Consider the following 23,570-nt stretch of genomic DNA (forward strand, 5'->3'; position numbering starts at 1 on the left):
GGGTATTGCGGCTCGCCAGAGGTCTCCTGTCTCCTGTCTCCATCATGTGTCAAAACCTCGTCTTGTGGAGATCGAATAATTGTAGATTGCAGCATACGTCGTCGACACCAGCAGCGGCAGCGCGATGGTCCGGAGTATCTCCGGTGTGCCGCTCGCCGCGTGGATCGCCGCGAGAATGCTGGCCGAGCCAAGGCAGGCGATCAGCGGTGGCGCCCAAAATCGTGCTGAACCGCTGAAGCGGCTGGAAAGCCAGTCAATCACCGATTTCAGGAAAAGCGTCAGGCAGGCGGATATCGTCCCCTGCACAAGACCGGCATAGAGCGGCGCTGGCATGGTATGAACGCGATTGGCGAAGACGGCCCAGCTGCCCATCGCCAGAAAAGCGAACAGGACGTGTACCACACCGCTGCGCAACAGACGTTGCAGGACAACAGGCATCAGAGCGACCACCAGTAACGGGTAAGATGGAAGAAGATGGGTGCCGAGAAGACGACGGAATCCAGTCTGTCGATCAATCCGCCATGGCCCTCGATGAGATTGCCCCAGTCCTTGACACCGCGGTCGCGTTTGATCGCCGACATGACCAGGCCACCGAAGAAGCCCATCAGGGTGATGACCAAGGCGAGCAGCCCCGCCTGAAGCGGGGCAAATGGTGTAATCCACCAAAGGCCTGTCCCAATCAGCGTCGCGCTTATGATCCCACCGACAAAGCCTTCGACCGTTTTCGATGGCGACAGTCTTGGCGCAATCTTCGTGTGCCCGAACAGTTTGCCCCAGACATATTGCAGGACATCGCTAAGCTGGACGACGATGACCAGAAAGGCGATCAGCAGCACATTGCGCCCCTCATATCCCGGTATCTTCAAGGTCAGCAGTGCAGGTACATGGGAAGCGCAGAAGACACAGATCATCAGGGCCCACTGTACCTCCGCGATGCGAACGAGAAAGCGCTCCGTATCGCCTCGGAGTACCGAGATGATCGGCATCAGCAGGAAGGCATAGACGGGGATGAAGATCGAAAAGATGCCGTATTGTTCAGCCCAGAGCAGAAAATACTGGATCGGAACGACGACGAAGAAGGCTGCCGCAAGCGCCCAATGATCCGCCCTTCGGGTATTGATGAGGGTTACGAATTCGCGAAGTGCTGCGAATGAACAGAAGCCAAACAGGATCAAGACGCCGATACGGCCCGCTATGAAAGCGATGCCGATCAGGATGACCATGACCCACCAGGCCTTGATCCGCGCGTTGAGGTTTTCGACAGCTGCGTTCGAACCATTCGGCGAGAGGCGTTGTTGCAATATGTAACCGATGACTGACGCAACGATGAGCACGCCGAAGATTCCGGCTACGAGCGTCATAAGATCGGAATTCGCGCCACTCATTCCCCACCGCCTACAGTGTTCGGAGACAGAGCCAGGAGAGCGGCCTGCATCCGTTCAAGAAAAACATCCCTGTCTTCACCCGGCGCGATCTGCAAAGCGCTGCCGAAGGTCACAGTGCAGATCAGCGGTATCGGAACGATCTCACCCTTTGGCATGACGCGGTTCAGATTGCTGATCCAGACCGGCACTAGATCGACATCAGGGCGCGCCACGGCCAGATGGAAAATGCCGCTTTTGAACGGAAGGAGCCGGGCATCGGACTGGTTTCGCGTACCCTCAGGGAAGAGAATGAGGGACGAACCGTCATCGATGGCCGAGGCCATCTGCGTAACGGGATCTTCCGTCCGCTTGTCCCGATCCCTCGCGATCAGCACCGCATTGAAGACATCGCTGCCGATGAAGCGATTGAGCCAGGATTTCAGCCAATATTCGGCCCCTGCCACCGGACGAGCCCGATGACGCAGTCTTGGCGGCAATACCGTCCAGACCAGAACGAAATCGCCGTGACTGGAGTGGTTGGCATAATAAACGCAGGGGCGGGAAGGCAGCCCTCCCTCGGGCCACACGGCGCGGACCGCCGTGACCGCGCGGGCGAACAGTACGATGACCGTCGCCGCGGCTTTTGTAAGCAATGCCTTCATTCACCACTCTGTCGATGTTAGCCGGGTCACTAGTCGAAACTCTAGCATCGTCATCGGCGGAAGGAAGGAGCTTTGCAGGTTTTCAACCGAAAGGAGTAGTCGGGTCGTCGGGCTCCGGCCGAAGCCGGTGGAGATCGAGAAGGCCACTCAGTTGCCGCTGCTCAGACCCGAGGCGTCGTGTACATAATCATGAACTGATGAAACGACCGTAAATTGCGCGATTGGTTGTTGAAACTCATTTATCACTGGATATTCAATACCCAACTGAGACCAAACTGCGTTTGAGCACCCAGTCAGCGATAAGGGGCGACATGACCGTCAAGAGTGCTTTGACGACATTCCACATGCCATCGCAGCTCTCGAACGGTGAGACCAATCCAAGCTCTGCCGAGCCGGGAACAGTCGCTCTACTCCGGAGGCGTGTCTTCGACATGCTGAGTTGTCCCGTTTAGCGGCTGCAGCCAAGGTTCGCGCCTCTTCGTCCAGACCTCAATTTCCGGAAGGAGTCGGGCAGGCGCAGCGTCAAGCGAGCCCAAGCGTATCTCGACGTCGTTATCGTTCAGGCAGAACAGCCTGCTGCCGCATCGAGGGCAGAAGCTGCGCCCCTTGTAGGTCTCGATATGGCCGGAAAATAAGAATGCGTCGCGTGACCAGTGGGCGAAGGATGTGAAGGACGATCCGCTTTCTTTCCGACAATCAGCGCAGTGGCAAAGACCGATGCGATATGGCTCTCCCGCCACCTGATATCGAACCGCGCCACACAGGCAGCCGCCATGACGAGCCATGGTTTCCTCCATTGTCGTTTTCCGTCTGTAATCAATAGAACCGATTTCGCCGAAGGAAGGTTCACTTGGCGCTCGATGCGAATGCTTAAAGACGCCTTTGAGGTACCGTCCGTGTGCAGATCGGGCCCTGCCTTGGTCCACGTCGACTTTGCGGCGGAAGCAGATCACTCGAGTTGTCTCGCCGGGCTGTCCATCTATGACACGCTAAGGACCATCAGCTCATTTCAAGGCTTGCTCTGCTTCGGCCCCGTAGGAAACAACGCAGTTCCTTCCTCTTTTCTTGGCAAGGTAGAGAGCCGCGTCAGCCTGGCGTTGAAGGTCTTCCGCCGACGCCCCGGCACCGTCTCGCGTCGCTGTCGCTACTCCAATGCTCACGGTGATATAAGGGATGACGTGAGATGTCGGATTCGGAAGAGAGGCAGCTTCCACACGTCCTCGGATTGTCTCAGCGACTGCCCTGGCAGCCTCTTCATGGGCGCCTGGAAGAAGAACAAGAAATTCCTCACCTCCGTAGCGAGCGACCTGATCCCGCTCATCTCTCATGCTGCTCTGAATAATGCCGGCAACCTTGACCAGGCACCGATCGCCCTCGGAATGACCGAGATTATCGTTGAGCTTCTTGAAGTCGTCGATATCGCACATCAGCATCGCGACACCGTTGTTTGGGCTATGATCGTCGTTCCAACAACGCTGCAGCGCGTCCATCATCGAACGTCTGTTCGCGACACCTGTCAACGGATCTGTTCGCGCAAGCAGTTCGAGGCGGGCATTTGCATCAGTCAGGTCCGCGAGGCGATTTCGATCCCGCAGCTCGAGCAGGAAAGTCTTCTGGGCAAGGATTGTTGCTGTGCGGCGCGCCATCAGGGTTGCAGCCACGCCGCTTGTGAAAAACAGTGTTCCCGCAATTGCACTACCCACGCCGATGTCCGGATTTCGCAGCTGAAACACGAGGTAGATGCCCAAGGCGTAGGCACCAATCGTGATGGTCCAGCTTAATGGGACAGGGAATATAACGATGGCGGTGACGGCCACAAACAGCATGATCGTGAGGTGCCGTTCATAAAACTCGCCACCAGTGTTGACGCCTACCAACGCCACGGACAGTAGAATCAGGAAAACCCCAGAAATAAGGAAAGCGCCCTGTTGCCACGGGGACAGCGGCTTTCGAAAAGCTATCGCCGTGACGATCGCAGCGGGGGGAAGGATAGATGCTGGAAGCAGCATTGGCTCAACAGTCTCGATCGAAAGCAGGACGGCGTTGAGGCTCAAGGTCAGGACATCGAGCACGATAACCCAGACCATCCATGCGCGGATGATTTTTGAAGCCTGCGGCCAGGAGCGCTCGCGAAAAAGATAAGCTAGCTCACCATCGAGGTGGATATCACGCGTGCGCCCACCCAATTGGCGCTCGACTTCCTGCACAACGGCTGCGTTCAGCCTTTGCAGAGGCTTGCGTGGGGCTGCTCTGACCGATCTGCCATCGACTGTTGTTTGCGCCGCGTCCATATCGGAGATCTAGGGAGGAGGTGACCGCCGACAAGGCGATGTGCGCCTTCGGCCGGCAAGAGGCGCCCGTGGCCTAAAGAAGTCTCCTCACGATCTGCAAACCTGTATCAGATCGGGGTGACGGGCTCTCGCCAGTCCGCCAGCCAAATTGTGTCGTTTTCGCATCACTTTCGATAAGGTTGTAAAAAACCGGTTGGCAATGGCGAATTGGTTCGGTACAAAACGCTCACCGCTTTAGATCGAACATAAGGGAGGCGTTGCATGACACCAGCAATCATCGAAACCTTCCCGCGTGGGATGTCCCGACACTAGGTCATTTCCATTCGCGGCCCGCCTCGAGGGCGCGACATGCGGTTTTCTCTTCCTTCATAGCCCGATTGATCTGACGGGATCATTTCGTCTCCCGTTCGGGCTGTGCCATCTAACTCTCGATTTTGAGGACCGGTTGCCGAAACACGGGGCCGGGCTGGTTAAAATGACTCGCAAGAAGCTCGATTTCCGCGCCGATGCCTATCGCCACGTGCTCGGCTTTGTTTTTCATCATTGGAGCCATCGGCCGGCATTGGTCGGCATCATCATTGTGCTGGTGATTGCCAGTACGTTGGCCGAAGTCATGGTGCCGGTGTTTTCCGGCAGGATCGTCGATGCCATTGCCGGCAGCAATGCAGCTGATAGTGCGTTCCGCGCCTTTGTCATCGTCGTCGTTCTGGGCCTGACCAGTGTGGTACTGCGTTGGTTCATTTTCAATGGCATCATCCGGCTGACACTGCGCATCATGGCGGATGTGGTCAATAACGGCTTCCACAAGGTGCAGCGGTTCTCGACCGACTGGCACGCCAATAGCTTTGCCRGTTCGACGGTGCGCAAGATCACCCGCGGCATGTGGGCGCTTGACTCGCTCAACGACCTGCTGCTGGTAGCCCTGTTGCCGTCCATCGTCATGCTCGTGGGCGCCAGTATCGTGCTGGGCAGTTACTGGCCGATCATGGGTCTGATCGTTGGGGCGGGGTCGCTGATTTATATCGGCGTAACCGTGGCGCTTTCAATGGGCTTCGTGTCACCGGCGGCGAGGCTTGCCAATGCCTGGGACACCAAGCTGGGCGGTGCGCTGGCGGATGCCATAAGCTGCAATGCGGTGGTCAAAGCCTTCGGCGCTGAAAGCCGCGAAGAGGCCCGCTTGCGCCACGTGCTGGCCAAATGGGACAGCCGCACGCGACGGACATGGAAGCGCGGCACATCGAGCGGCACGATCCAGGGCTTCATGATGGTTTCCATGCAGGCAGGTATTCTGGGCACGGGCCTGATCATGTGGCAGCAGGGGCTGGCGACGGCTGGCGATATCACATTCGTGCTGGCAATGTTCTTCGTTCTGCAAGGCTATCTGCGCAATGTAGGCCAGGACATCCGCAATCTGCAACGTGCCGTCAACGACATGGAAGAACTGGTGCTGCTCGACAAGATGCCGCTGGGCATCGAGGACAAACCGCACGCCACGTCTATCAAGATTGGCGAGGGCGAGATTGTCTTCGATCGCGTCACCTTCCAATATGGCGCGCATCCCACCCCGCTTTATGAGGACTTTTCGGTCACCATCAAGCCGGGCGAGCGCGTGGGCCTGGTGGGGCATTCGGGCTCGGGCAAGACGACATTCGTCAAGCTCATCCAGCGCCTCCACGACGTGACGTCGGGCTCGATCCGCATCGACGGACAGGATATCGCAGGGGTCAAGCAATCAAGCCTGCGCGGCCAGATCGCCATCGTGCAGCAGGAACCCATCCTGTTTCACCGCACGCTGGCGGAAAACATCGCCTATGGTCGACCGGCCGCCTCGCGCCGCGAGATCGAGTACGCGGCGAAACAGGCCAGTGCGCACGACTTCATTATGAACCTTCCCAAGGGTTATGAGACGATGGTGGGGGAACGCGGCGTCAAGTTGTCAGGCGGCGAGCGGCAGCGTGTCGCCATTGCCCGTGCCTTCCTGGCTGATGCGCCGGTGCTGATCCTGGACGAGGCGACGTCGAGCCTCGACAGCGAGAGCGAAGTGCAGATTCAGCAGGCCATGGAACGCCTGATGGACGGCCGCACGACGCTGGTGATCGCGCATCGGCTGTCCACGGTGCGGGCGCTGGACCGGCTGCTGGTCTTCGACAAAGGGAAGATTGTTGAAGAGGGCGACCATCAAGCGCTGATCCGGCTTAAGGAAGGCATCTATCGCCGGTTGTTCGAGCGGCAGGCGCTGGAGTTGACCAAGGGTCTGGTGGCTTGATGACCCACCACTGAACTTTCATCCGGCGGCGATTGGAGCCCAGGCCCTTTTTGAGCCGCTCCAGGTTTCTGGACCGGCGAAGGCTGGAGTTTTCCGGGGGGGGGTGAGGTACTCATGACGCATCTACCCCCGATATGATTTGGTCCTCCAATGTGTCCAAACGCATTTGCGGGATCCGCGGTCATCATGCCCGACCGCTCGGCCGATACCGGGCAGACGGGTGGAAACGTTGTTCGGCCGCCGAATGGTCTTCAGAGAGCAAGCCGTGTCTGCGTTCAGTTGCCAGACGAATGAGGATGTCAGCGACGAGCGACACATCACGCTCGAACATGTCCTTCAGGTCGGCCACGCGCCTCTTCGACCGTCATTCGCCCCGAGGAAAACGCTGATTCTCCTCCAGCACGTTGAGGTCCATATGATTGCGCATGTATCGCTCGGCGGCTTTCTGTAGCGGTTGATAGTCCCAGGGATAGTAAGACCCCTGCCGCAACGCGGGATAGACGACCCAGCGACGCGCCTGGCTTTCTCGAACCGCCGCATCGAAACCTGCAAGGTCCCAGCGTAGCTTTACTTGACTGAGAAGCGCTTCCAGCGTCTGCGCATAGGCCGGATCGCCGGCTAGATCGACCAGTTCGTGCGGATCGGCCTGAAGATCGTATAGCAAAGGCGGATCCTTCTCGCAGACCGTGAGTTTGAAGCGCCCATCGCGAATTCCCACAAGCGGTGCAATCGATCCTTCGGCCGCATATTCCATCAAAACCGGACCGCGGGCGTTCGTGCCGTTCACCAGTTGTGCCAGATCTTCGCCATCCGTCCATTTCGCAATCGCCGAGATATCAAGACCGGCAAGACCGGCAAGCGTCGGCGTGACGTCGAGCGTGGAGACCGCCTGATCGACCAAGGCGGGCTGCCAGCCGGGCGCCGAAATCATCAGCGGCACACGCGCGGAGCCGTCGAAGAAGCACATCTTGAACCACAGTCCGCGCTCGCCCAGCATGTCGCCGTGGTCAGAGACGAACAGGATGACGGTGTTGTCGCGCATCCGCGTGCGCTCCAGCACGCCGAGGATTTCTCCGACCTTCTCGTCGACATAGGAGATATTGGCGAAGTAACCGCGCCTCGCCCGCCGGACCTGTTCGGCGGTGATATCGAAGGCCCCGTTGTCGCAGGCCTCGAGCAGGCGTTTCGAATGCGGATCCATCTCGTCGAACGGCAGTGCCGAAACCGTTGGGTCGAGAGCCGGGCAGTCCTCGTAGAGATCCCAGAATTTGCGCCTGGCCACATAGGGATCGTGAGGATGGGTGAAGCTGACGGTCAGGCACCAGGGACGCTCGTCTTGGCGGCGCGACAGGTCGTAGAGCTTTCGGCTGGCGTTGTAGGCGACCTCGTCGTCATATTCCAACTGGTTGGTGATTTCCGCAACGCCAGCGCCGGTGACCGAGCCGAGATTATGATACCACCAGTCGATACGCTCTCCAGGCTTGCGGTAATCGGGCGTCCAGCCGAAATCTGCCGGGTAGATATCGGTCGTCAGGCGTTCCTCGAAGCCGTGCAGCTGGTCGGGGCCAACGAAATGCATCTTGCCCGACAGGCTGGTGTGATAGCCGGCGGATCTGAGATGATGCGCATAAGTCGGAATGTCGGAGGCAAATTCAGCCGCGTTGTCGTAGACACGCGTTCGGCTCGGCAGCTGGCCCGACATGAAGGAGGCGCGCGCCGGAGCACAAAGAGGGCTTGCCGTATAGCTATTGGCAAAGCGGACCGAACGTGCCGCGAGTGCCTTGAGATGCGGCGCATGCAGGAAGTCGGCCGGCCCGTCCGGAAACAGCGTGCCGTTGAGCTGATCGACCATGATGATGAGAATATTGGGACGCGCCATGATGTAATCGCTGTTGCTTGTGTTCGTTGGCTTTAAGGGGGAAAGGCCTACGGATGCATCCGCTACCGGTCGACGACCGCCTGACGGAACTGCTTGTAGGCGGCGGGTGCCGGTCTGCTTCGGCTAGCGCCGATCAGATCCATTGTCCTCTTCAGAAACGGCACTGGTCGTCGCATGAGTGATCCTCTCGGCGGCGTGGGTCGCAATTGGCACTTTAACGATAGCCGACCGAGTGACTGCGCACTATCGCCTCGCCGACATCGGTTGTTCCGGACAAGCGCGCGGGTCTGTTTTCCAGCGACAGACTTGCCGGCGACACCAAGGGTCGCGGCAAGACAGGTGTCGTGGCGGAGCGCGTGCATGATGAGGTATTGGCTGGCCGCCGCCTCGACAGCATCTTGCGAGCACGTGGAAGGATCTTCATGCCGACCGCCCGACCGATGCCCACCGAAGAGGGTATTCTGGAGTTTCTGGAGATTTGCGAAGGCTTTTATCCGCCGGACGCGGTCGAAGCATCGATCCAGCAGCAACGGCAATGGTACGATGCGCTCTGCGCGCGGTTTGACCACCTTCTGCCGCAGGGGCTGGTCTATGCCGATGGCATGGTGCTGCGTATACCGATCCGCCGGTATCGGCCGCGGACAATCACGACATCAACCGTTCTCCTTTATCTTCACGGCGGCGGCTTCGTTGTCGGCTCGCTCGAAAGCCATCACTCGATCTGTGCTGAAATCGCAGATTTTGCTGGCGCCGAACTCGTTTCCGTCGATTACCGACTGGCACCCGAATACCGCTGGCCGGCGCAGAGCGAGGATTGCTTCCTCGTGTTGAAACACCTTCTGTCGTCTACCGGCGCCAAGGTCGTCCTGATCGGTGACAGCGCAGGCGCCAATCTCGCGGCGGGGCTGGCCGTACGGGCTTTGCAAGAGGATCTGCCCGGCGTCGCCGGCCAGGTGCTGATCTACCCCGCGCTGGGTGGCGACCTGCAAACGGGTTCCTATGTCGAGATGGCGAATGCGCCGGGCCTGACCACGGCCGACGTCGCTTATTACCGTGACGTCGTAGAAGCTCCGCCGCGTGACCCGGTGGCCGAGCCGCTTCACGCAGCCTCGATCAACGGACTTGCGCCCGCCTTCATCACCGTTGCTCACTTCGATCCCCTGAGAGATGACGGCCGCACCTATGCTGCCCGGCTTGCGGCCGCAGGCATCGAGGTCTGGTTTCGGGAGGAGCCGCAGATGGTGCACGCCTGGTTGCGTGCCCGTCACATGAGTGAGGGCGCCCGGGAGGGATTCCGGGCGGTGCGCGAGGCAGTACGGCTATTTGCCTCGCGCTGAGGACTACATCAGGTCGCGGGCTATCTGCTTTTCGCCAAAGTCCTTCTCGAAGACTTTTAAACCACCTTCATAGGCAGTGACGGTGGCCGCGATGATCCAGTGTGTTGCCGTGCAGCCGATCGAGGCGGTGGCGACCGTGGTGACGGCCCAGCCGGGGCGCTGCATGTCGCAGGTCCAGGTGGACCGCCCCGTCATCGAGCGCGTGTCGTCTGATGCAATCGACCAAATCTCGTCTCGCAGCTGGCGCGTGCTGAGCCCGGTGTCGGGATGCTCGAAGAGGCCGGTATCCTCGCGAATAGCGTATTCGGTCCGGTTGGCTGACAGTTCGCGCGTGACCCGCCTTCTCGTCTCTCCCGGCGCATGCTCGATATATTTCGGCAGCGGATCGGGATTTTCCGGTTCCTTCACGGCAAAAAGCTGATGGTCGCCCAGAAGCGGCAGGGCGAACTCGACCGAAGCGGTGTCGATGACAAGTCCCGGATCGGTTGGCGGTGGCAGGATCATTGGCCAATAGGCCGTCGAAAGCGAAAGGCGGATGCGGTGACTCGTACGAAACCGATAGCCGAAGACATCCAGAAGCAGCCGCACTGTCGTCTGTTTCCCGCGCTCCATGGGCTCCGGTTCGGCATTGCCATTGCGATGGGCAAGATTGAGGACACCGAATGCAACACGCGTTGCCGTACCGTCAGGATGCACGTCCACAAGCCGTGCGCAGATATTGGCGTTTTCGCCCTCGCAACGCAGCGCAAGAGTGAGGACGGGTCGGCCAAGATAGTCCTGATCGTCAGAAAGCGGTGCGGTTTCGAAAACCAGCGAGCCGGCATCATCCCCACGTTGATCCATCGCCATTTCGGCATCCGGTTTCAGCGTGAAATATTCCCCGGAGGCGGTTCCGGTATCGAGCGGCGAACGCAGATAGACGTCATTCGACAATGCCTGCGGGTCCGCCACACCTTCCTCGAGCCTGCCTGACGGTCCGACGTGCAGCGAATGCATCCTGGGTGCATGCCATGCATCCTTCGCGATCCAAAAACCTGGGTCGGCATCGCGGCGTAGTGCAGGCCGTACGGCATCGAGGACATAGGCGCGAAGCTGCGGCGTCTTCTCCGCACCGTTCTCCTCGCCGCGAAGCCAGCGGTTCCACCAGGCGATCGCCTCGCCGTGGAAGTCCGCGCGCGGCTTCGGCCAGGCGAAATGCGGATACTTGTGCACCCAAGGGCCAATCAACGCTTTCGCATCGGTCCCCAACCCCTCGATCGCCATCAATGGCGTATTGCGATAGCCGTCGGCCCAACCGGCAATCACAAGTGCCGGGATCCGGACACTCGAAAAATCTTCGCAAATCGAACCGTGCTGCCAGAAAGCGTCGCGCCGCTGGTGGGTGAGCCACTCCTCCATGAAGAAGGGCTCCTCCCTGAGGCGTTCCAGCCAAATGTCCTTCCAGCGATCGCCGACGACGGCAGGATCTGGCGGGCGGGACTGGTAGCCGAGCATGGTCGCGGCCCAGGAGAGTTGCGCAGAAAGGTGACAGCCGTTCTTGTAATGGATGTCGTCATTATAGCGGTCGACGGTCGAGGCGATCGAAATGACGGCCTTCAGAGCCGGGGGACGAAGCGCTGCGACCTGCAGGCTGTTGAAACCGCCCCAGGAAATGCCCATCATGCCGACCGACCCGTTGCACCACGGCTGGGCGGCGATCCAGGCGATCAGTTCGCAGGCATTGGCAAGCTCAAGCTCGGTATATTCGCCGTCGATCACCCCCTCGGATTCGCCCGAGCCGCGGATATCGACGCGCACTCCGGCAATACCTGCGGCGGCAAAGACCGGATAGGTCGATTCATCGCGCAGGCTCGTGCCATCGCGCTTGCGATAAGGCAAGAATTCGAAGACGGCCGGCACCGGATCGGCGTCTGCTCCATCCGGCATCCAGATGCGCGCGGCAAGGCGCGTTCCGTCCTCAAGTGTGATCCACTGGTTCTCGATCGTCGTGAAGGAGCGTTGGCTCATGGTTCTCCCCGGAAGCAATTGTTCGGGCAGCCAACTGGGATTGGCCGCCTGAATGGTTCAGTTTCCGGCACTTTCCATCCGGCGGGTGGCGAGCACCTTTTCCAGCCAACCGATCTCCATTTCGGGAACGGATTTCAACAGCAGGTCGGTATAGTCGTCGAAGGGCGGCGAGAGCGCCTTCGCCTTCGGGCCGAAGCGCACGAGCCTGCCGCGATGCATCACAGCGACACTATCTGCAATGGCGCGCACGATGGCGATGTCGTGGGTGATGAAGACATAGGAGAGCTTTTCCTCCTCCTGCAGGCGCAGCAGCAGCTTCAGGATACCTTCGGCCACCAGCGGGTCGAGCGCTGAGGTCGGCTCGTCGCAGAGGATGAGCTCGGGTCTCGCGGCAAGGGCGCGTGCGATCGCCACGCGTTGCTTCTGCCCGCCGGAAAGTTCGGCTGGGTAGCGGTTCATGAAGCCGTTTCCCATCTCGATCTGGTCGAGCAGTTCCTTCACCCGGGCAGTCTTCCTGGTGCCGCGCAGGCCGTAGTAGAAGGTCAGCGGCCGGCCGATGATGTCGCGCACGGTCTGGCGCGGGTTCATCGCCGTGTCGGCCATCTGATAGATGAGCTGGATGCGGCGCAGGTCGTCGCGTGGCCGATGCCGGACTTCAGGCGTCAGTGGTTTTCCGGCAAAGGATATCGTACCGGCGGTCGGTGCCAAGAGCCCGGKGATGGCGCGGGCAAGCGTCGACTTTCCCGAGCCAGATTCGCCGACGATTGCCAGCGTCTGTCCCTTTGGGACATGCAGGCTGATATCGTTTAGCACCCTGAAGCCATTGGAATATTCCGCGCTGACGTTTTCGACCTTCAACAGTGTGTCGGACTGGTCAATCGCCTCCTGTCGCAGCGTTTGCCGGACATTGACGAGGGCGCGCGTATAATCCTCCCGCGGTTCTTCGATGATCTGCTTGACGCTGCCATATTCCACGGTTCTGCCGTGCCGCAGCACCATGATGTCATCGGAGATCTGGGCGACGACAGCCAGATCATGGGTGATGTAGAGAGCAGCGGTATGGGTCTCTTCGATCGCATGCTTGATCGCCRCCAGCACGTCGATCTGGGTGGTGACGTCAAGCGCCGTGGTTGGCTCGTCGAAGACGATCAGTTCGGGATTGGAGCAGAGCGCCATCGCCGTCATGGCCCGCTGCAGCTGGCCGCCCGAGACCTGGTGGGGGAAGCGTTCGCCGAAGCTTTCGGGATGGGGAAGGCCAAGCACCTGAAACAAGTAGAGCGCCCGTTTCTTCGCCTCCTGCTTATTCATCAGCCCGTGCTTGACCGAGGCCTCGATCACCTGGTCGCCGAGCCGGTGGGCGGGATTGAAGGCGGCCGCGGCCGACTGTGCGACGTAGCAGACGCGGGCGCCACGGATCTGCCGGATGCCGCCCCTGCCGAGGGTGAGTATATCGCTGCCATCAAGCAGCACCTGGCCACCGGTAATCTCCGCACCGCCGCGACCATAGGCAAGTGCGGAGAGCCCGATCGTAGACTTTCCGGCGCCGGATTCGCCGATGAGGCCGAGCACCCGGCCTTTCTGCACATCAAAGGAAACGCCGTCGACGATAGTCACACGCTTCGGCGCTTCGCCCGGTGGATAGCTGGTGGCTTCGATCTTGAGATTGCGGATGGAAAGAAGATCAGGCATCGCCGCGCCCTCCCTTGAGGCTCGAGGTTCGTTTCAAAAGCCAGTCGACAACCAGGTTGACACAGACGGCAAGCACGGCGATCGCCGTCCCCGGCACGAGGGCGGCCGAAATGCCGAAGATGATGCCGTCCTTATTGTCCTTGACCATGCCGCCCCAGTCGGCCGAAGGCGGCTGGATGCCGAGACCGAGGAAGGACAATGTCGACAGGAACAGGATCGAGAAGGCAAAACGCAGGCCGAACTCGGCAAGCAGCGGCGTCATGGTATTCGGCAGAATCTCCCGGAAGATGATCCAGAGCTTTCCTTCGCCGCGCAGCTTGGCCGCCTCGACGAATTCCATGACCGCGACATCGAGCGCCACGGCACGGCCGAGACGATAGACACGGGTGGAATCGAGGATAGCCATGACGAGGATCAGCACGATGATGTTCTGTGGCAGGACAGCAAGTACCACGAGCGCGAAGATCAGCGTCGGGATCGACATCATCAAGTCGTTGAAACGGGAGAAGATCATGTCGATCATCCCGCGCGAGACGGCTGCCGTGAAGCTCAAGATGACGCCGAGCGAGAAGGAGATGATCGTGGCGGTGAGTGCCACGAAGAGTGTTGTGCGCGCCCCGTAGATCAGCCGAGAGAGGATGTCACGGCCGAGATTGTCGAGGCCGAAGATATATTGCGCGTCCGGCATCTGCCAGACACTGCCGACGACCTCGGTCTCGCCGTGGGGAGCGATGAAGGGCGCAAAGAGCGCGAAGATGAAAGCGACTGCGATGCCGATCATGCCGATCCAGGCGGTGATGGGGATGTCTCTCAATCTCATCGGGGATGCCTCAGCCTGGGATTGGCRATGATGGCGAGGATGTCAGCCAGCATGTTGAGGAAAATGTAGACGGCAGCAAAGATCAGGCCGCAGGCCTGCACCACCGGCATGTCGCGCACGGTGACGGCATCGACCATGTACTGACCCATACCCGGGTAGACGAAGACCACCTCGACCACGACCACACCCACCACAAGATAGGCAAGGTTCAGCGCCACGACGTTGATGATCGGTGCAAGTGCGTTCGGCGCGGCATGCTTGACGATCGAGCGGAATGCAGAAAGCCCCTTCAGTTCTGCCGTTTCCATATAGGCCGACGACATGACGGAGAGAATTGCAGCGCGTGTCATGCGCATCATGTGGGCAAGCACGACGAGCACGAGGGTCGCCGTCGGCAGGGCGATGGCCTTCAGCCGGTCGACGAAGCCCATGCTCTCGTAGACGGTGGCGGGAAAGGTGGCGACGCCGAATTTCACGGCGAAAAACATGATGAGCAGGTAGCCGATGAAGAATTCCGGCAACGAGATCGCCGCAAGCGAAATGATGTTGATGATCTTGTCCGGCAGGCGGTTTCGGAAGTGTACCGAGACCATGCCGAGACCGACGGCAAGCGGAACGGAGATCAGCGCGGCAAATCCCGCAAGGAAGAGCGAGTTGCCGAGCCGCTTGCCTATCTGCTCGCTGACGGAATTCTTGCTGGCCCAGGAGGTGCTGAAATCCCCCTTTACGGCATTTCCGAGCCATTCGACGTAGCGTGTCGTCACCGGCCGATCGAGCCCGAGATCTTTGCGGATATTGGCAACCGCTTGCGGCGTTGCCGACTGGCCGAGATAGGTGGTGGCGAAATCGCCAGGAAGAGCTTCCAGGCCGCCGAAGATAAGGATGGAGACGGCAAAGAGCAGGATGATGCTGAGCACGAAGCGCTCGAGAATGAGGGCAAGCAGTGGAAAACGCTGCCGGAACCTAAGGCCGGGCAGGATATTGCCTGGGATCGGATTGGACATGATGAAGGCCTCGCGCTGAAACGTCAGGAGGACCGCGGGGGGTATCCCACGGTCCTGGCTTCGGTGGAGATCGGAGRGCAGACGCCCTTCGTCAGGCCTCCAGCCAGACGCGTGTCGCGACGTATCCATTCGACATGTCGTTGCCGATGTCGTGGACATAGCCTTTCACCTGTTTGGTGGAGGCGTTCACGAAGTCGTTGAACATCGGCAGGATGACACCGCCCTCGTCGCGGACCATCATCGCCATGGCGCGATAGAGCTCCTTGCGCTTGGCTTCGTCGAGTTCGGAACGGGCCTGAAGCAGCAACTTGTCGAAATCCGGACGCTTGAAGCGGGTGTCGTTCCAGTCGGCCGTCGAAAGGTAGGCGGTGGAATACATCTGGTCCTGCGTCGGACGCCCGCCCCAGTAGGAAGTGGAGAAGGGCTGGACGTTCCAGACGTTCGACCAGTAGCCGTCGCCGGGCTCGCGCTTGACCTCTATCTCGATGCCGGCTTTCTTGCAGCTTTCCTGATAGAGGACGGCAGCATCGACGCCACCCGGGAAGGCGACTTCCGATGTGCGCAGCAGAACCGAGCCGCTATGGCCCGATTTCTTGTAGTGGAAGGCCGCCTTGTCCGGATCATAGGCGCGCTGTTCGATACCCTCGGGAAACAGCGCGTAGGTGCTGTTGATCGGGAAGTCGTTGCCGACCTTGCCGTAACCGCCGAGGATCTTCTGCACCATGGTTTCACGGTCCATGGCGTATTTGAGCGCGAGGCGCAGGTCGTTATTGTCGAACGGTGCCTTGTCGCAATGCATGATGAAGACGTAGTGGCCACGCCCGGCAGTCGAAAGGATTTCGACAGTCGGAGCGCGCTTCAGCAGATCGACAGTCTTCGGATCGACGCGGTTGATGTAGTGCACCTGGCCGGACGAAAGTGCGGCGATGCGCGCCGTGGCATCGTTCATCCCGATGATTTCGACGGAATCGACATAGCCACGATCGGTGCGCCAGTCGTCGGCGTTTTTCTCGAAGGTGGCGCGCACGCCCGCCTCGAAGCTCGTCAGTTTGTAGGGGCCGGTGCCGATCGAGGCGAGCGGATCGTCCGCACCGCCGTTCGGCTGGATGACCAGATGATAGTCGGTCAAAAGCAGCGGCATGTCGGCATTGCCTTCAGACAGCGTCAGAACAAGGTCGGCGCCGTCCGCCTTGATTTCCTTGATCGAGCCGAGAACGCCGAGCGCGCCGGATTCCGATGCCTTGTCAGTATGACGCTTGAGGGTCGCGACCACATCATCGATCGTCAGTTCCTTGCCATTGTGGAACTTGACGCCCTTGCGGATCTTGAAGGTCCAGATCGCCGCATCCTTCGACGGCTCCCAGGATTCGGCAAGCGCCGGCACCGCGGCACCCGTCAGCGGGTCGGATTCAACCAGCATGTCGCCCCAGCAGCGACCGACGCAGAACATGAACTGTGACAGGAATTTCGCCGGATCCTTGGAGTCGGTTGCAGCTCCGCCCTCCAGGCCAAGCTTCAGATGACCGCCGCGCTTCGGTTCGGCGGCTTCGGCACTTTCGGTAAAGAGCTTGTCGGCAACAGCAAGCGTCAGGCCGGCTGCCATGGCACGTCCCAGGAATTCGCGGCGGCTGAGGCCGCCGGCGGTCACCCGGCTTGAGAGATATTTCGTGTAGTCGTTCATTCCCCTTCTCCTTCTTATGGTGCGTTGACTTCGATTTTGGGCATGATCCACGCGCGGTTTCCTCTTCCGTTCGTGGTGCCCGTACGCTTGCGGGAAGACGATGCGGTTGCCGCCGCCTTGTTAGCGTCCTTTCCAGTTAGGGCTTCGTTTCTCGGCGAAAGCCCGTGCGCCTTCCAATTGGTCCTCGCTCGAATAGAGACTGTCGACCGTTGCAAACTGCCGTTTGGTGATTTTGTTCATGGCAGTCTGGAAGGTCGAGCCCTCCGATTCACGCACGATTTCCTTGATTGCCGCATAGACGAGCGGCGGTCCGCTTTCGAGCAGGCGGGCAAGATCCCAGGCCCGCTCCATCAGCTTGTCCGTTGGCAGGATTTCGTTGACGAAACCCCAGCGATGCGCCTCCTGGACGTCAAGCCAGCGGCCGGTCAAAAGCATGTCCATGGCGATATGATAGGGAATGCGCTTCGGCAGCTTCACCGAAGCGGCGTCGGCAACCGTGCCGGAGCGGATTTCCGGAAGGGCGAAGGTCGTATGCTCGGCTGCTAGGATCAGGTCGGCCGAGAGCGCGATCTCCAGCCCGCCGCCGCAACAGATGCCGTTGACAGCACAGATGATCGGCTTGTTGAGATCGCGCAGTTCCTGCAGCCCGCCGAAACCGCCGACACCATAATCGCCGTCGACCGCGTCGCCTGCAGCGGCTGCCTTCAGGTCCCATCCGGCACAGAAGAATTTCTCGCCCGCGCCGGAGATGATCGCCACGCGCAGCGTAGGGTCGTCGCGGAAATCACGGAATATCAGTCCCATGGCGCGGCTGGTGGCAAGGTCGATGGCATTTGCCTTCGGCCGATCGATGATGACTTCCAGCACTGCGCCAACCTGTCGGGTGCGAATGGGGTCGCTCAACCTATGCTACCTCCTTCGCCGGATCAGGGCATCGACTGCGGCAACGCCGCGACTTTCGGGAAGAACCAACAATGGATTAATGTCCAGTTCCTCCAGCCGTGCCGCATTCATTACGACATAATCTGCCGCCCGTGCGACAGCCGTTACGGTCGCCTCGAGGTCGCCTCTCGGGCGTCCACGATAGCCATCGATCAGTTTTGCGATCTTCAGGCGTGCAATTGCCTCGGAAATCTCCGCTCTCGTCGTCGGCAACGGCAAAATGACGGAATCCTCCAGCAATTCGACAAAAATCCCGCCGGCGCCAAGCGTCAGTGATAATCCGAAGACCGGGTCTCGGGAGGCGCCGACAATCAGCTCGGCGACGGGTTGGTCAACCATCTGCTCGACCAGAAAACGGCTTGTCGCGGCCATCGCCGATGCGGCATCCGATACGGCCTTTGCATCCTTCAGGTTGAGTGCGACTGCGCCAGCCTCTGTCTTGTGGGCGATGCCCAGAGCTTTCAGGACGACGGGGAAACCGATCCGCTCAGCGCAGTCTGCCGCCTGAAGGGGCGAGCTTGCAATCAGGCCTTTGGGTATCCGAAGGCCGGCGAGGTTGAGTTCGGCCTTGGCATCGGCCTCCGTCAGCGTTTCGATTGCGCCTTCAACGGATGACACATCGAGAAGCGGCAGAGGAGGTGGTTTGCGCCAAGCACGGCCGATACCGGCTGCGACTTCCGCAGCAATCAGGGCTTCATCGATGCCGCAGAAGGGAACGACGCCTTCGGCGATCAGGCGGCTGGCAACGGCTTCCGGCATGGTCTCGGGTAGGGTCGCCAGGATCCCGGCGAGCGCACCTGTCGCAGAGGCGGCGGCAATGACGGCATCCGCCGTCGTCACCCAGTCGGCTGTACTGCACCGGTCGGTGCGGGGAAAATCGAGCACGACGAGATTAAGGGCGTAGCTGCCCTCGAACATGGCAGTGAAAGCCTCTTTCTGGCGCGCAAGATCACCCCACACAAACGTGTGGTAGTCGAGCGGATTGGAGAGTGTCACCATATCGCCAAGTATGCGTCTCAGACGCGGCAATTGCTCGGGTTCGAGGTCCCGGAACGTGACGGCGCGCCCGATTGCGGCATCCGCCATCAACGAGGCCTCGCCACCCGAACAGCTCATCGAGGAGATTGAAGGGCCTGGCAGCGGGCCGGCGACATGCAGGAGCTTGAGTGTTTCAAGCAGCGCCGGCAGCGTTTCGACGCGACCCAGGCCTAGGCGGGCAAGCACCGCATCGGCCAGTGCATCGCCACCGGCAAGCGATGCGGTGTGGGAGAGCGTTGCCTGCCTTGCCTGTTCGGACTTGCCGACTTTCAGCACGACGACAGGCTTTCGCGTCAGGCGGGCGGTAGTGGCGAGCCGTTCGAGCGCTGCTGGATCTCCAAAGCCTTCGATATGCAGGCCAAGCGCCGTCACGCGGGGGTCGGAAAGCAGGCCACAGGCGACGTCGGACAGCGAAGTTTGCGCCTGGTTGCCTGCCGTTACGACATAGGCGATCGGCAGACCACGTGTCTGCATGGTCAGGTTGAGCGCTATATTCGACGATTGGGTCAGGATCGCCACGCCGCGATCGACACGCGCCATGCCGTGCTGGTCGGGCCAGAGCAGCGCGCCGTCGAGGCCGTTGATGAAGCCGTAGCAGTTCGGCCCAAGGATCGGCATATCGCCTGCAGCGGCAATCAGCGCCTTTTGCAGGTCGGCGCCATCGGCAAGTTCCGCCACGGCCTCGCTGAAGCCCGAGGCATAACAGACTGCGCCGCCGGCGCCAGCCGCCGACAGGCTGCGGACGATCTCGATGGTCAATGTTCTGTTGACGCCGACGAAGGCCGCGTCTGGCGGAGAGGGCAGTTCGGAAACGTTCTTGTAACAGCGCCGTCCGAGGACCTCGTCGAGCGTCGGATGAACGGGCCAGATCTCACCCGCAAACCCCATCCGGTCGCACTGTTCGATCACCCGGCGCGCCTCACGGCCACCGAAGACGGCGATCGTTTGTGGTCTGAACAGGCGCTCGAGCGGGCGGGACGTCATCGGCTACGCTCCCAGAGGCCGCAGGAGATCGCGGCTGATGATATGCCGCTGGATCTCCGATGTGCCGTCCCAGATGCGCTCGACACGTGCATCACGCCAGAAGCGGGCGAGCGGCAGGTCGTCCATCAGGCCCATGCCGCCATAGATCTGGATCGTCTCATCCGTGACGCGGGCAAGCATTTCAGAGGCGTAGAGCTTGGCCGACGCGATTTCGCGATCGGAGGACAGGCCGGCATCCAGGCGCCATGCCGCCGAAAGCGTCAGCCAGTCGGCTGCGTCGATCTCCGTGATCATGTCGGCAAGCTTGAAGGAGACGCCCTGGTTGGCGCCGATCGGCCTGCCGAACTGCTTGCGCTCGGCGGCATAGGACAAAGCCATGTCGAAGACGCGGCGCGCCCGGCCGACGCAGGTGGCGGCGACCGTCAGCCGCGTGCCATAGAGCCACTGGTTGGCAAGCTCGAAACCGCGATGGAGTTCGCCAAGCACCTGGGACTGCGGAATACGGCAGTCGGCAAAGCTCAGGGTACAATTTTGATAGCCGCGGTGGGAGACAGAATCATAGCCTTTGAGAATTTCGAAGCCCGGCGTGCCGCGGTCGACCAGAAATGCGGTGATCTTCTTCTTAAGGCCCTTTGGCGTTTCCTCCTCGCCGGTTGCGGCAAAGACGATGATGAAATCGGCGGCATCGGCATGCGAAATGAAATGCTTGGTGCCATTGAGCACGAAATCGCTGCCGTTGCTGCGAGCGGTGCATTTCATGCCGCGCATGTCGGAGCCGGCATCGGGCTCGGTGATCGCCAACGCGTCGATCTTCTCGCCGCGGACGGCAGGCAGGAGATAGCGTTCGCGCTGCTCCTTATTGCAGGCCATCAGGATGCCAGAGGGACGGCCGAAAAAGACCGTCAGCGCCATTGAGCCGCGGCCAAGCTCACGCTCGACCAGCGTGAAGGTGACATGGTCGAGGCCGGCGCCGCCAGCCTCTTCGGGGAAATTGCAGGCATAGAAACCGAGATCGATGCACTTGCGCCGGATCTCAACGGCGAGATCCGGCGGGACGATGCCGGTGCGCTCGACTTCGTTTTCATACGGATAGATTTCGGTTTCGACGAAGCCGCGGACCGTCTCGACGATCATTTCCTGTTCTTCGCTGAGGCCGAAATCCATGCTGATCTCCTTACCGTTTCGGACCGACATGGCGGCCGGCGCCTTCCGGGGGAGGCAGCGTTGAGTGAGCCGCCGCAATAGCATTCGCCTTGTCGAGCACGTGTGATGGCGCTGGGGTCGCCTTGCCGGCGCCKGTATCGACATGCAGCAGCATCTGCTCGGCAGAGGCGAGCACGGCGCCGCTCTCGGTGTCGCAGATCGTGTGGAAGAGGTGCAGCCGCTTCTCATCGACTGCGAGGATCTGGCATGTCGAATGGATGGCCTGCCCGAGCTTTGCCTCGCCGAGATGGCGGATATGGGTCTCGACCGTATAGTAGCTCTGCCCGGCCTCGACATAGGCAAGATCGACCCCGATCAGGCGCAAGAGCGCGTCGGAGGTGTCGCCAAAGACCTGCAGGTAGCGATGCTCCGTCATATGGCCATTATAGTCGACCCAGGCGGGGCTTACCTTCGTCTCGACGAGCTTCAGGGGCTCTGTAGGATCGGCAGCAGTGGTTTTCCCGCCGCCTGCGGCCCAGAGGGCACGTTCGAAATCCTTCAGCAACTCGCCAGCGCCCCAACCCTTGCCGTCGTTTCCAGCCTTCAGCGCCTGCAGGATGCCGACGAGGTTTTCGTCGCGGATGCGCTCCAGTGCGCGGATTGAAAGGCCGGCAGCCTGTTCGTCGGACTGTTTTCCGATCTTCTCGATCAGCGCTTCGTCGAGATCGACGACGTCGGTAAGCTTCGTCCAAGGCCAGGCAAGGCATGGCCCGAACTGGGCGAGGAAATGGCGCATGCCAGCCTCGCCGCCGGCGATGCGATAGGTCTGGAACAGGCCCATCTGCGCCCAGCGCAGTCCGAAGGAATAGCGGATGACGTCGTCGAGCGTCTCGACGGTGCAGATATCGTCATGGATGAGCCAGAGCGCTTCGCGCCAGAGCGCCTCCAGCAGCCGGTCGCCGACGAAGGCTTCGATCTCCTTTGCGATGTGGACCCCCTTCATGCCGATCGGAGCCAGGCGCTCCATCGCTGCCTCGATGGTCGCTTTCGAGGTCTTCTCGCCGCCGACGATCTCCACCAGCGGCAGCAGATAGACGGGATTATAGGGATGGGCGACGAAGAGGCGTTCGGGATGCTTCATGTCGCGCTGCAGGTCGCTCGGCAGCAGGCCGGAGGTAGACGAGCCGATCAGGGCATCCGGGCGTGCGGCAGCATCGATCTCGCTCAAGACGCGGCGCTTCAAATCGAGCCGTTCCGGCACGCTTTCCTGGATCCAGTCGGCACCGGAGACGGCCTCTTGCAGGGATTTTTCGAAGGTGAGCCTGCCGCGTGGCGGTAGCGGTGCGCCAGTCAGCATCCCATAGGCCTTTTCCGCATTGGCAAGGACCTCGCCGACGATGCGGCTTGCTTCCGGATGCGGGTCGAAGACGCTGACATCAATGCCGGCAAGCAGAAAACGTGCAATCCATCCGCCGCCGATGACGCCGCCGCCGATACAGGCCGCTTTGCTAATCCCTGTCATGTCGTCCTCAGCGCTTCGTCAAATTCAGTTTCTTGCGGACGTCCTCAGGACCGATGATCCGGGCGCCCATGCCTTCGACCACCTGCACGGCCTTTTCGACGAGCTGCGCATTGGTGGCGAGCGCGCCCTTGCCGACATAAAGATTGTCCTCCAGCCCGACCCGGACATTGCCGCCCGCCAGAACCGCGGCGGCCGGATAGGCCATGGCGTTGCGGCCGATCGAAAAGGCCGAGAAAGTCCAGCTGTCGGGCACGTTGTTGACCATTGCCATGAACGTGTTGAGATCGTCAGGAGCACCCCACGGAATGCCCATGCAGAGCTGGATCAATACCGGATCCTCGATCAGGCCCTCTTCGGCGAGCTGCTTTGCAAACCACAGATGGCCGGTGTCGAAGGCTTCGATCTCGGGGCGCACGCCGAGATCGGTCATCTTCTGCGCCATTGCCCGCAGCATGGCGGGCGTGTTGGTCATGACGTAGTCGCCGAGACTGAAGTTCATCGTGCCGCAGTCGAGCGTGCAGATCTCCGGCAGGCATTCGGCGACATGGCTGACGCGCTCGGTTGCCCCTGCCATATCGGTCCCCTCTGTCTTCAAGGGCAGGGGGCTTTCAACGTCTCCGAAAATCAGGTCTCCGCCCATGCCGGCCGTCAGATTGAGGACCACGTCGATATCGGCCGAACGGATGCGGTCGGTAACCTCTTTGTAGAGGTCGTTGCGACGGCTCGCAGCACCGGTTTCCGGATCTCGCACGTGACAATGAACGACTGCCGCCCCAGCCTTGGCGGCGTCGATCGCGGAATCCGCGATCTGCTTGGGAGTAATGGGGACGTGGCTGGATTTCGAAACCGTATCGCCGGCACCGGTGACGGCGCAGGTGATGAAAACATCGCGGTTCATCGCAAGAGGCATGTTTGTCGTTCTCCCTCTTCTTGAGGGCATT

General features: G+C 60.6%; 19 protein-coding genes. 2 read left to right on the plus strand and 17 right to left on the minus strand.

Going from position 1 to position 23,570, the window contains the following annotated elements:
• Positions 1-42: 42 nt before the first annotated feature.
• The 5 genes from AC1D35_RS21360 to AC1D35_RS21380 form a co-directional block, all read right to left on the minus strand.
• Entirely contained in the window at positions 43-438 is a 396-nt protein-coding gene (locus AC1D35_RS21360) for a hypothetical protein (protein ID WP_477939988.1), read from the minus strand.
• Complete coding sequence (locus AC1D35_RS21365; protein WP_113309033.1) at positions 438-1,385, minus strand: phosphatidate cytidylyltransferase; 948 nt, start codon at positions 1,383-1,385, stop codon at positions 438-440. Before AC1D35_RS21365 ends, AC1D35_RS21360 begins: the two co-directional genes overlap by 1 nt.
• On the minus strand, positions 1,382-2,026 hold the full coding sequence (locus AC1D35_RS21370; RefSeq protein ID WP_113298632.1) for a lysophospholipid acyltransferase family protein: 645 nt from the start codon (positions 2,024-2,026) through the stop codon (positions 1,382-1,384). The genes AC1D35_RS21365 and AC1D35_RS21370 overlap by 4 nt, the downstream gene beginning before the upstream one ends.
• A 407-nt stretch (positions 2,027-2,433) precedes the next feature.
• A complete protein-coding gene (locus AC1D35_RS21375; protein WP_477939990.1) occupies positions 2,434-2,823 on the minus strand; it encodes a GFA family protein in 390 nt (129 codons plus the stop codon).
• Positions 2,824-3,030: 207 nt separating this feature from the next.
• Positions 3,031-4,317, minus strand: a complete 1,287-nt coding sequence (locus AC1D35_RS21380) for a GGDEF domain-containing protein (RefSeq protein ID WP_477939992.1) — start codon at positions 4,315-4,317, stop codon at positions 3,031-3,033.
• A gap of 475 nt (positions 4,318-4,792) precedes the next feature.
• Between AC1D35_RS21380 and AC1D35_RS21385 the strand changes: the two genes are divergently transcribed.
• The gene (locus tag AC1D35_RS21385) at positions 4,793-6,583 is read left to right on the plus strand and encodes an ABC transporter ATP-binding protein (RefSeq protein WP_477939994.1); all 1,791 of its coding nucleotides are present in this window, start codon (positions 4,793-4,795) and stop codon (positions 6,581-6,583) included.
• A gap of 184 nt (positions 6,584-6,767) precedes the next feature.
• Here the strand turns inward: AC1D35_RS21385 and AC1D35_RS21390 are convergent, their stop codons facing one another.
• Both AC1D35_RS21390 and betC read right to left on the minus strand, forming a co-directional pair.
• Entirely contained in the window at positions 6,768-6,932 is a 165-nt protein-coding gene (locus tag AC1D35_RS21390) for a hypothetical protein (protein WP_162747164.1), read from the minus strand.
• A gap of 15 nt (positions 6,933-6,947) precedes the next feature.
• Positions 6,948-8,462: a choline-sulfatase gene (betC, locus tag AC1D35_RS21395; protein ID WP_477853999.1), complete on the minus strand. Its 1,515-nt coding sequence runs from the start codon at positions 8,460-8,462 to the stop codon at positions 6,948-6,950.
• A 422-nt stretch (positions 8,463-8,884) separates the two neighbouring features.
• Here betC and AC1D35_RS21400 point away from each other — a divergent pair, with 422 nt between their 5' ends.
• The gene (locus AC1D35_RS21400; protein ID WP_477853998.1) at positions 8,885-9,799 is read left to right on the plus strand and encodes an alpha/beta hydrolase; all 915 of its coding nucleotides are present in this window, start codon (positions 8,885-8,887) and stop codon (positions 9,797-9,799) included.
• 3 nt (positions 9,800-9,802) lie between these two features.
• Here the strand turns inward: AC1D35_RS21400 and AC1D35_RS21405 are convergent, their stop codons facing one another.
• The 10 genes from AC1D35_RS21405 to bcoG all read right to left on the minus strand — a co-directional run bounded on the left by AC1D35_RS21405 (position 9,803) and on the right by bcoG (position 23,539).
• A complete protein-coding gene (locus AC1D35_RS21405) occupies positions 9,803-11,806 on the minus strand; it encodes a CocE/NonD family hydrolase (protein ID WP_477939997.1) in 2,004 nt (667 codons plus the stop codon).
• Positions 11,807-11,863: 57 nt separating this feature from the next.
• Positions 11,864-13,495, minus strand: a complete 1,632-nt coding sequence (locus tag AC1D35_RS21410; protein ID WP_477939999.1) for an ABC transporter ATP-binding protein — start codon at positions 13,493-13,495, stop codon at positions 11,864-11,866.
• Positions 13,488-14,315 (minus strand): ABC transporter permease, encoded by an 828-nt coding sequence (locus tag AC1D35_RS21415; RefSeq protein WP_477940001.1) that lies wholly within the window; start codon positions 14,313-14,315, stop codon positions 13,488-13,490. Before AC1D35_RS21415 ends, AC1D35_RS21410 begins: the two co-directional genes overlap by 8 nt.
• Entirely contained in the window at positions 14,312-15,319 is a 1,008-nt protein-coding gene (locus AC1D35_RS21420; RefSeq protein ID WP_477853994.1) for an ABC transporter permease, read from the minus strand. The genes AC1D35_RS21415 and AC1D35_RS21420 overlap by 4 nt, the downstream gene beginning before the upstream one ends.
• 91 nt (positions 15,320-15,410) lie before the next feature.
• The gene (locus AC1D35_RS21425; protein WP_477853993.1) at positions 15,411-17,000 is read right to left on the minus strand and encodes an ABC transporter substrate-binding protein; all 1,590 of its coding nucleotides are present in this window, start codon (positions 16,998-17,000) and stop codon (positions 15,411-15,413) included.
• Between the two features lie 120 nt (positions 17,001-17,120).
• Positions 17,121-17,903: a carnitinyl-CoA dehydratase gene (locus AC1D35_RS21430; protein WP_477853992.1), complete on the minus strand. Its 783-nt coding sequence runs from the start codon at positions 17,901-17,903 to the stop codon at positions 17,121-17,123.
• A gap of 6 nt (positions 17,904-17,909) precedes the next feature.
• The gene (locus AC1D35_RS21435; RefSeq protein WP_477940004.1) at positions 17,910-19,964 is read right to left on the minus strand and encodes an acetate--CoA ligase family protein; all 2,055 of its coding nucleotides are present in this window, start codon (positions 19,962-19,964) and stop codon (positions 17,910-17,912) included.
• A gap of 3 nt (positions 19,965-19,967) precedes the next feature.
• Positions 19,968-21,128 (minus strand): acyl-CoA dehydrogenase family protein, encoded by a 1,161-nt coding sequence (locus AC1D35_RS21440; protein ID WP_477832215.1) that lies wholly within the window; start codon positions 21,126-21,128, stop codon positions 19,968-19,970.
• 10 nt (positions 21,129-21,138) lie between these two features.
• Positions 21,139-22,629: a carnitine 3-dehydrogenase gene (locus AC1D35_RS21445; RefSeq protein WP_477832216.1), complete on the minus strand. Its 1,491-nt coding sequence runs from the start codon at positions 22,627-22,629 to the stop codon at positions 21,139-21,141.
• A 7-nt stretch (positions 22,630-22,636) separates the two neighbouring features.
• The gene (gene bcoG, locus AC1D35_RS21450; RefSeq protein WP_477832217.1) at positions 22,637-23,539 is read right to left on the minus strand and encodes a 3-dehydrocarnitine:acetyl-CoA trimethylamine transferase BcoG; all 903 of its coding nucleotides are present in this window, start codon (positions 23,537-23,539) and stop codon (positions 22,637-22,639) included.
• Positions 23,540-23,570: the final 31 nt, after the last annotated feature.

Source organism: Rhizobium sp. P1_E6, from assembly GCF_056405875.1.

Bases quoted from the DNA above. Each gene is read 5' to 3' on its own strand.
- AC1D35_RS21435 (WP_477940004.1), bottom strand. From the start codon at position 19,964: ATGACGTCCCGCCCGCTCGAGCGCCTGTTCAGACCACAAACGATCGCC.
- AC1D35_RS21440 (WP_477832215.1), bottom strand. From the start codon at position 21,128: ATGGATTTCGGCCTCAGCGAAGAACAGGAAATGATCGTCGAGACGGTC.
- AC1D35_RS21365 (WP_113309033.1), bottom strand. From the start codon at position 1,385: ATGAGTGGCGCGAATTCCGATCTTATGACGCTCGTAGCCGGAATCTTC.
- bcoG (WP_477832217.1), bottom strand. From the start codon at position 23,539: ATGCCTCTTGCGATGAACCGCGATGTTTTCATCACCTGCGCCGTCACC.
- AC1D35_RS21370 (WP_113298632.1), bottom strand. From the start codon at position 2,026: ATGAAGGCATTGCTTACAAAAGCCGCGGCGACGGTCATCGTACTGTTC.
- AC1D35_RS21400 (WP_477853998.1), top strand. From the start codon at position 8,885: ATGCCGACCGCCCGACCGATGCCCACCGAAGAGGGTATTCTGGAGTTT.
- AC1D35_RS21375 (WP_477939990.1), bottom strand. From the start codon at position 2,823: ATGGAGGAAACCATGGCTCGTCATGGCGGCTGCCTGTGTGGCGCGGTT.
- AC1D35_RS21415 (WP_477940001.1), bottom strand. From the start codon at position 14,315: ATGAGATTGAGAGACATCCCCATCACCGCCTGGATCGGCATGATCGGC.
- AC1D35_RS21380 (WP_477939992.1), bottom strand. From the start codon at position 4,317: ATGGACGCGGCGCAAACAACAGTCGATGGCAGATCGGTCAGAGCAGCC.
- betC (WP_477853999.1), bottom strand. From the start codon at position 8,462: ATGGCGCGTCCCAATATTCTCATCATCATGGTCGATCAGCTCAACGGC.
- AC1D35_RS21360 (WP_477939988.1), bottom strand. From the start codon at position 438: ATGCCTGTTGTCCTGCAACGTCTGTTGCGCAGCGGTGTGGTACACGTC.
- AC1D35_RS21425 (WP_477853993.1), bottom strand. From the start codon at position 17,000: ATGAACGACTACACGAAATATCTCTCAAGCCGGGTGACCGCCGGCGGC.
- AC1D35_RS21405 (WP_477939997.1), bottom strand. From the start codon at position 11,806: ATGAGCCAACGCTCCTTCACGACGATCGAGAACCAGTGGATCACACTT.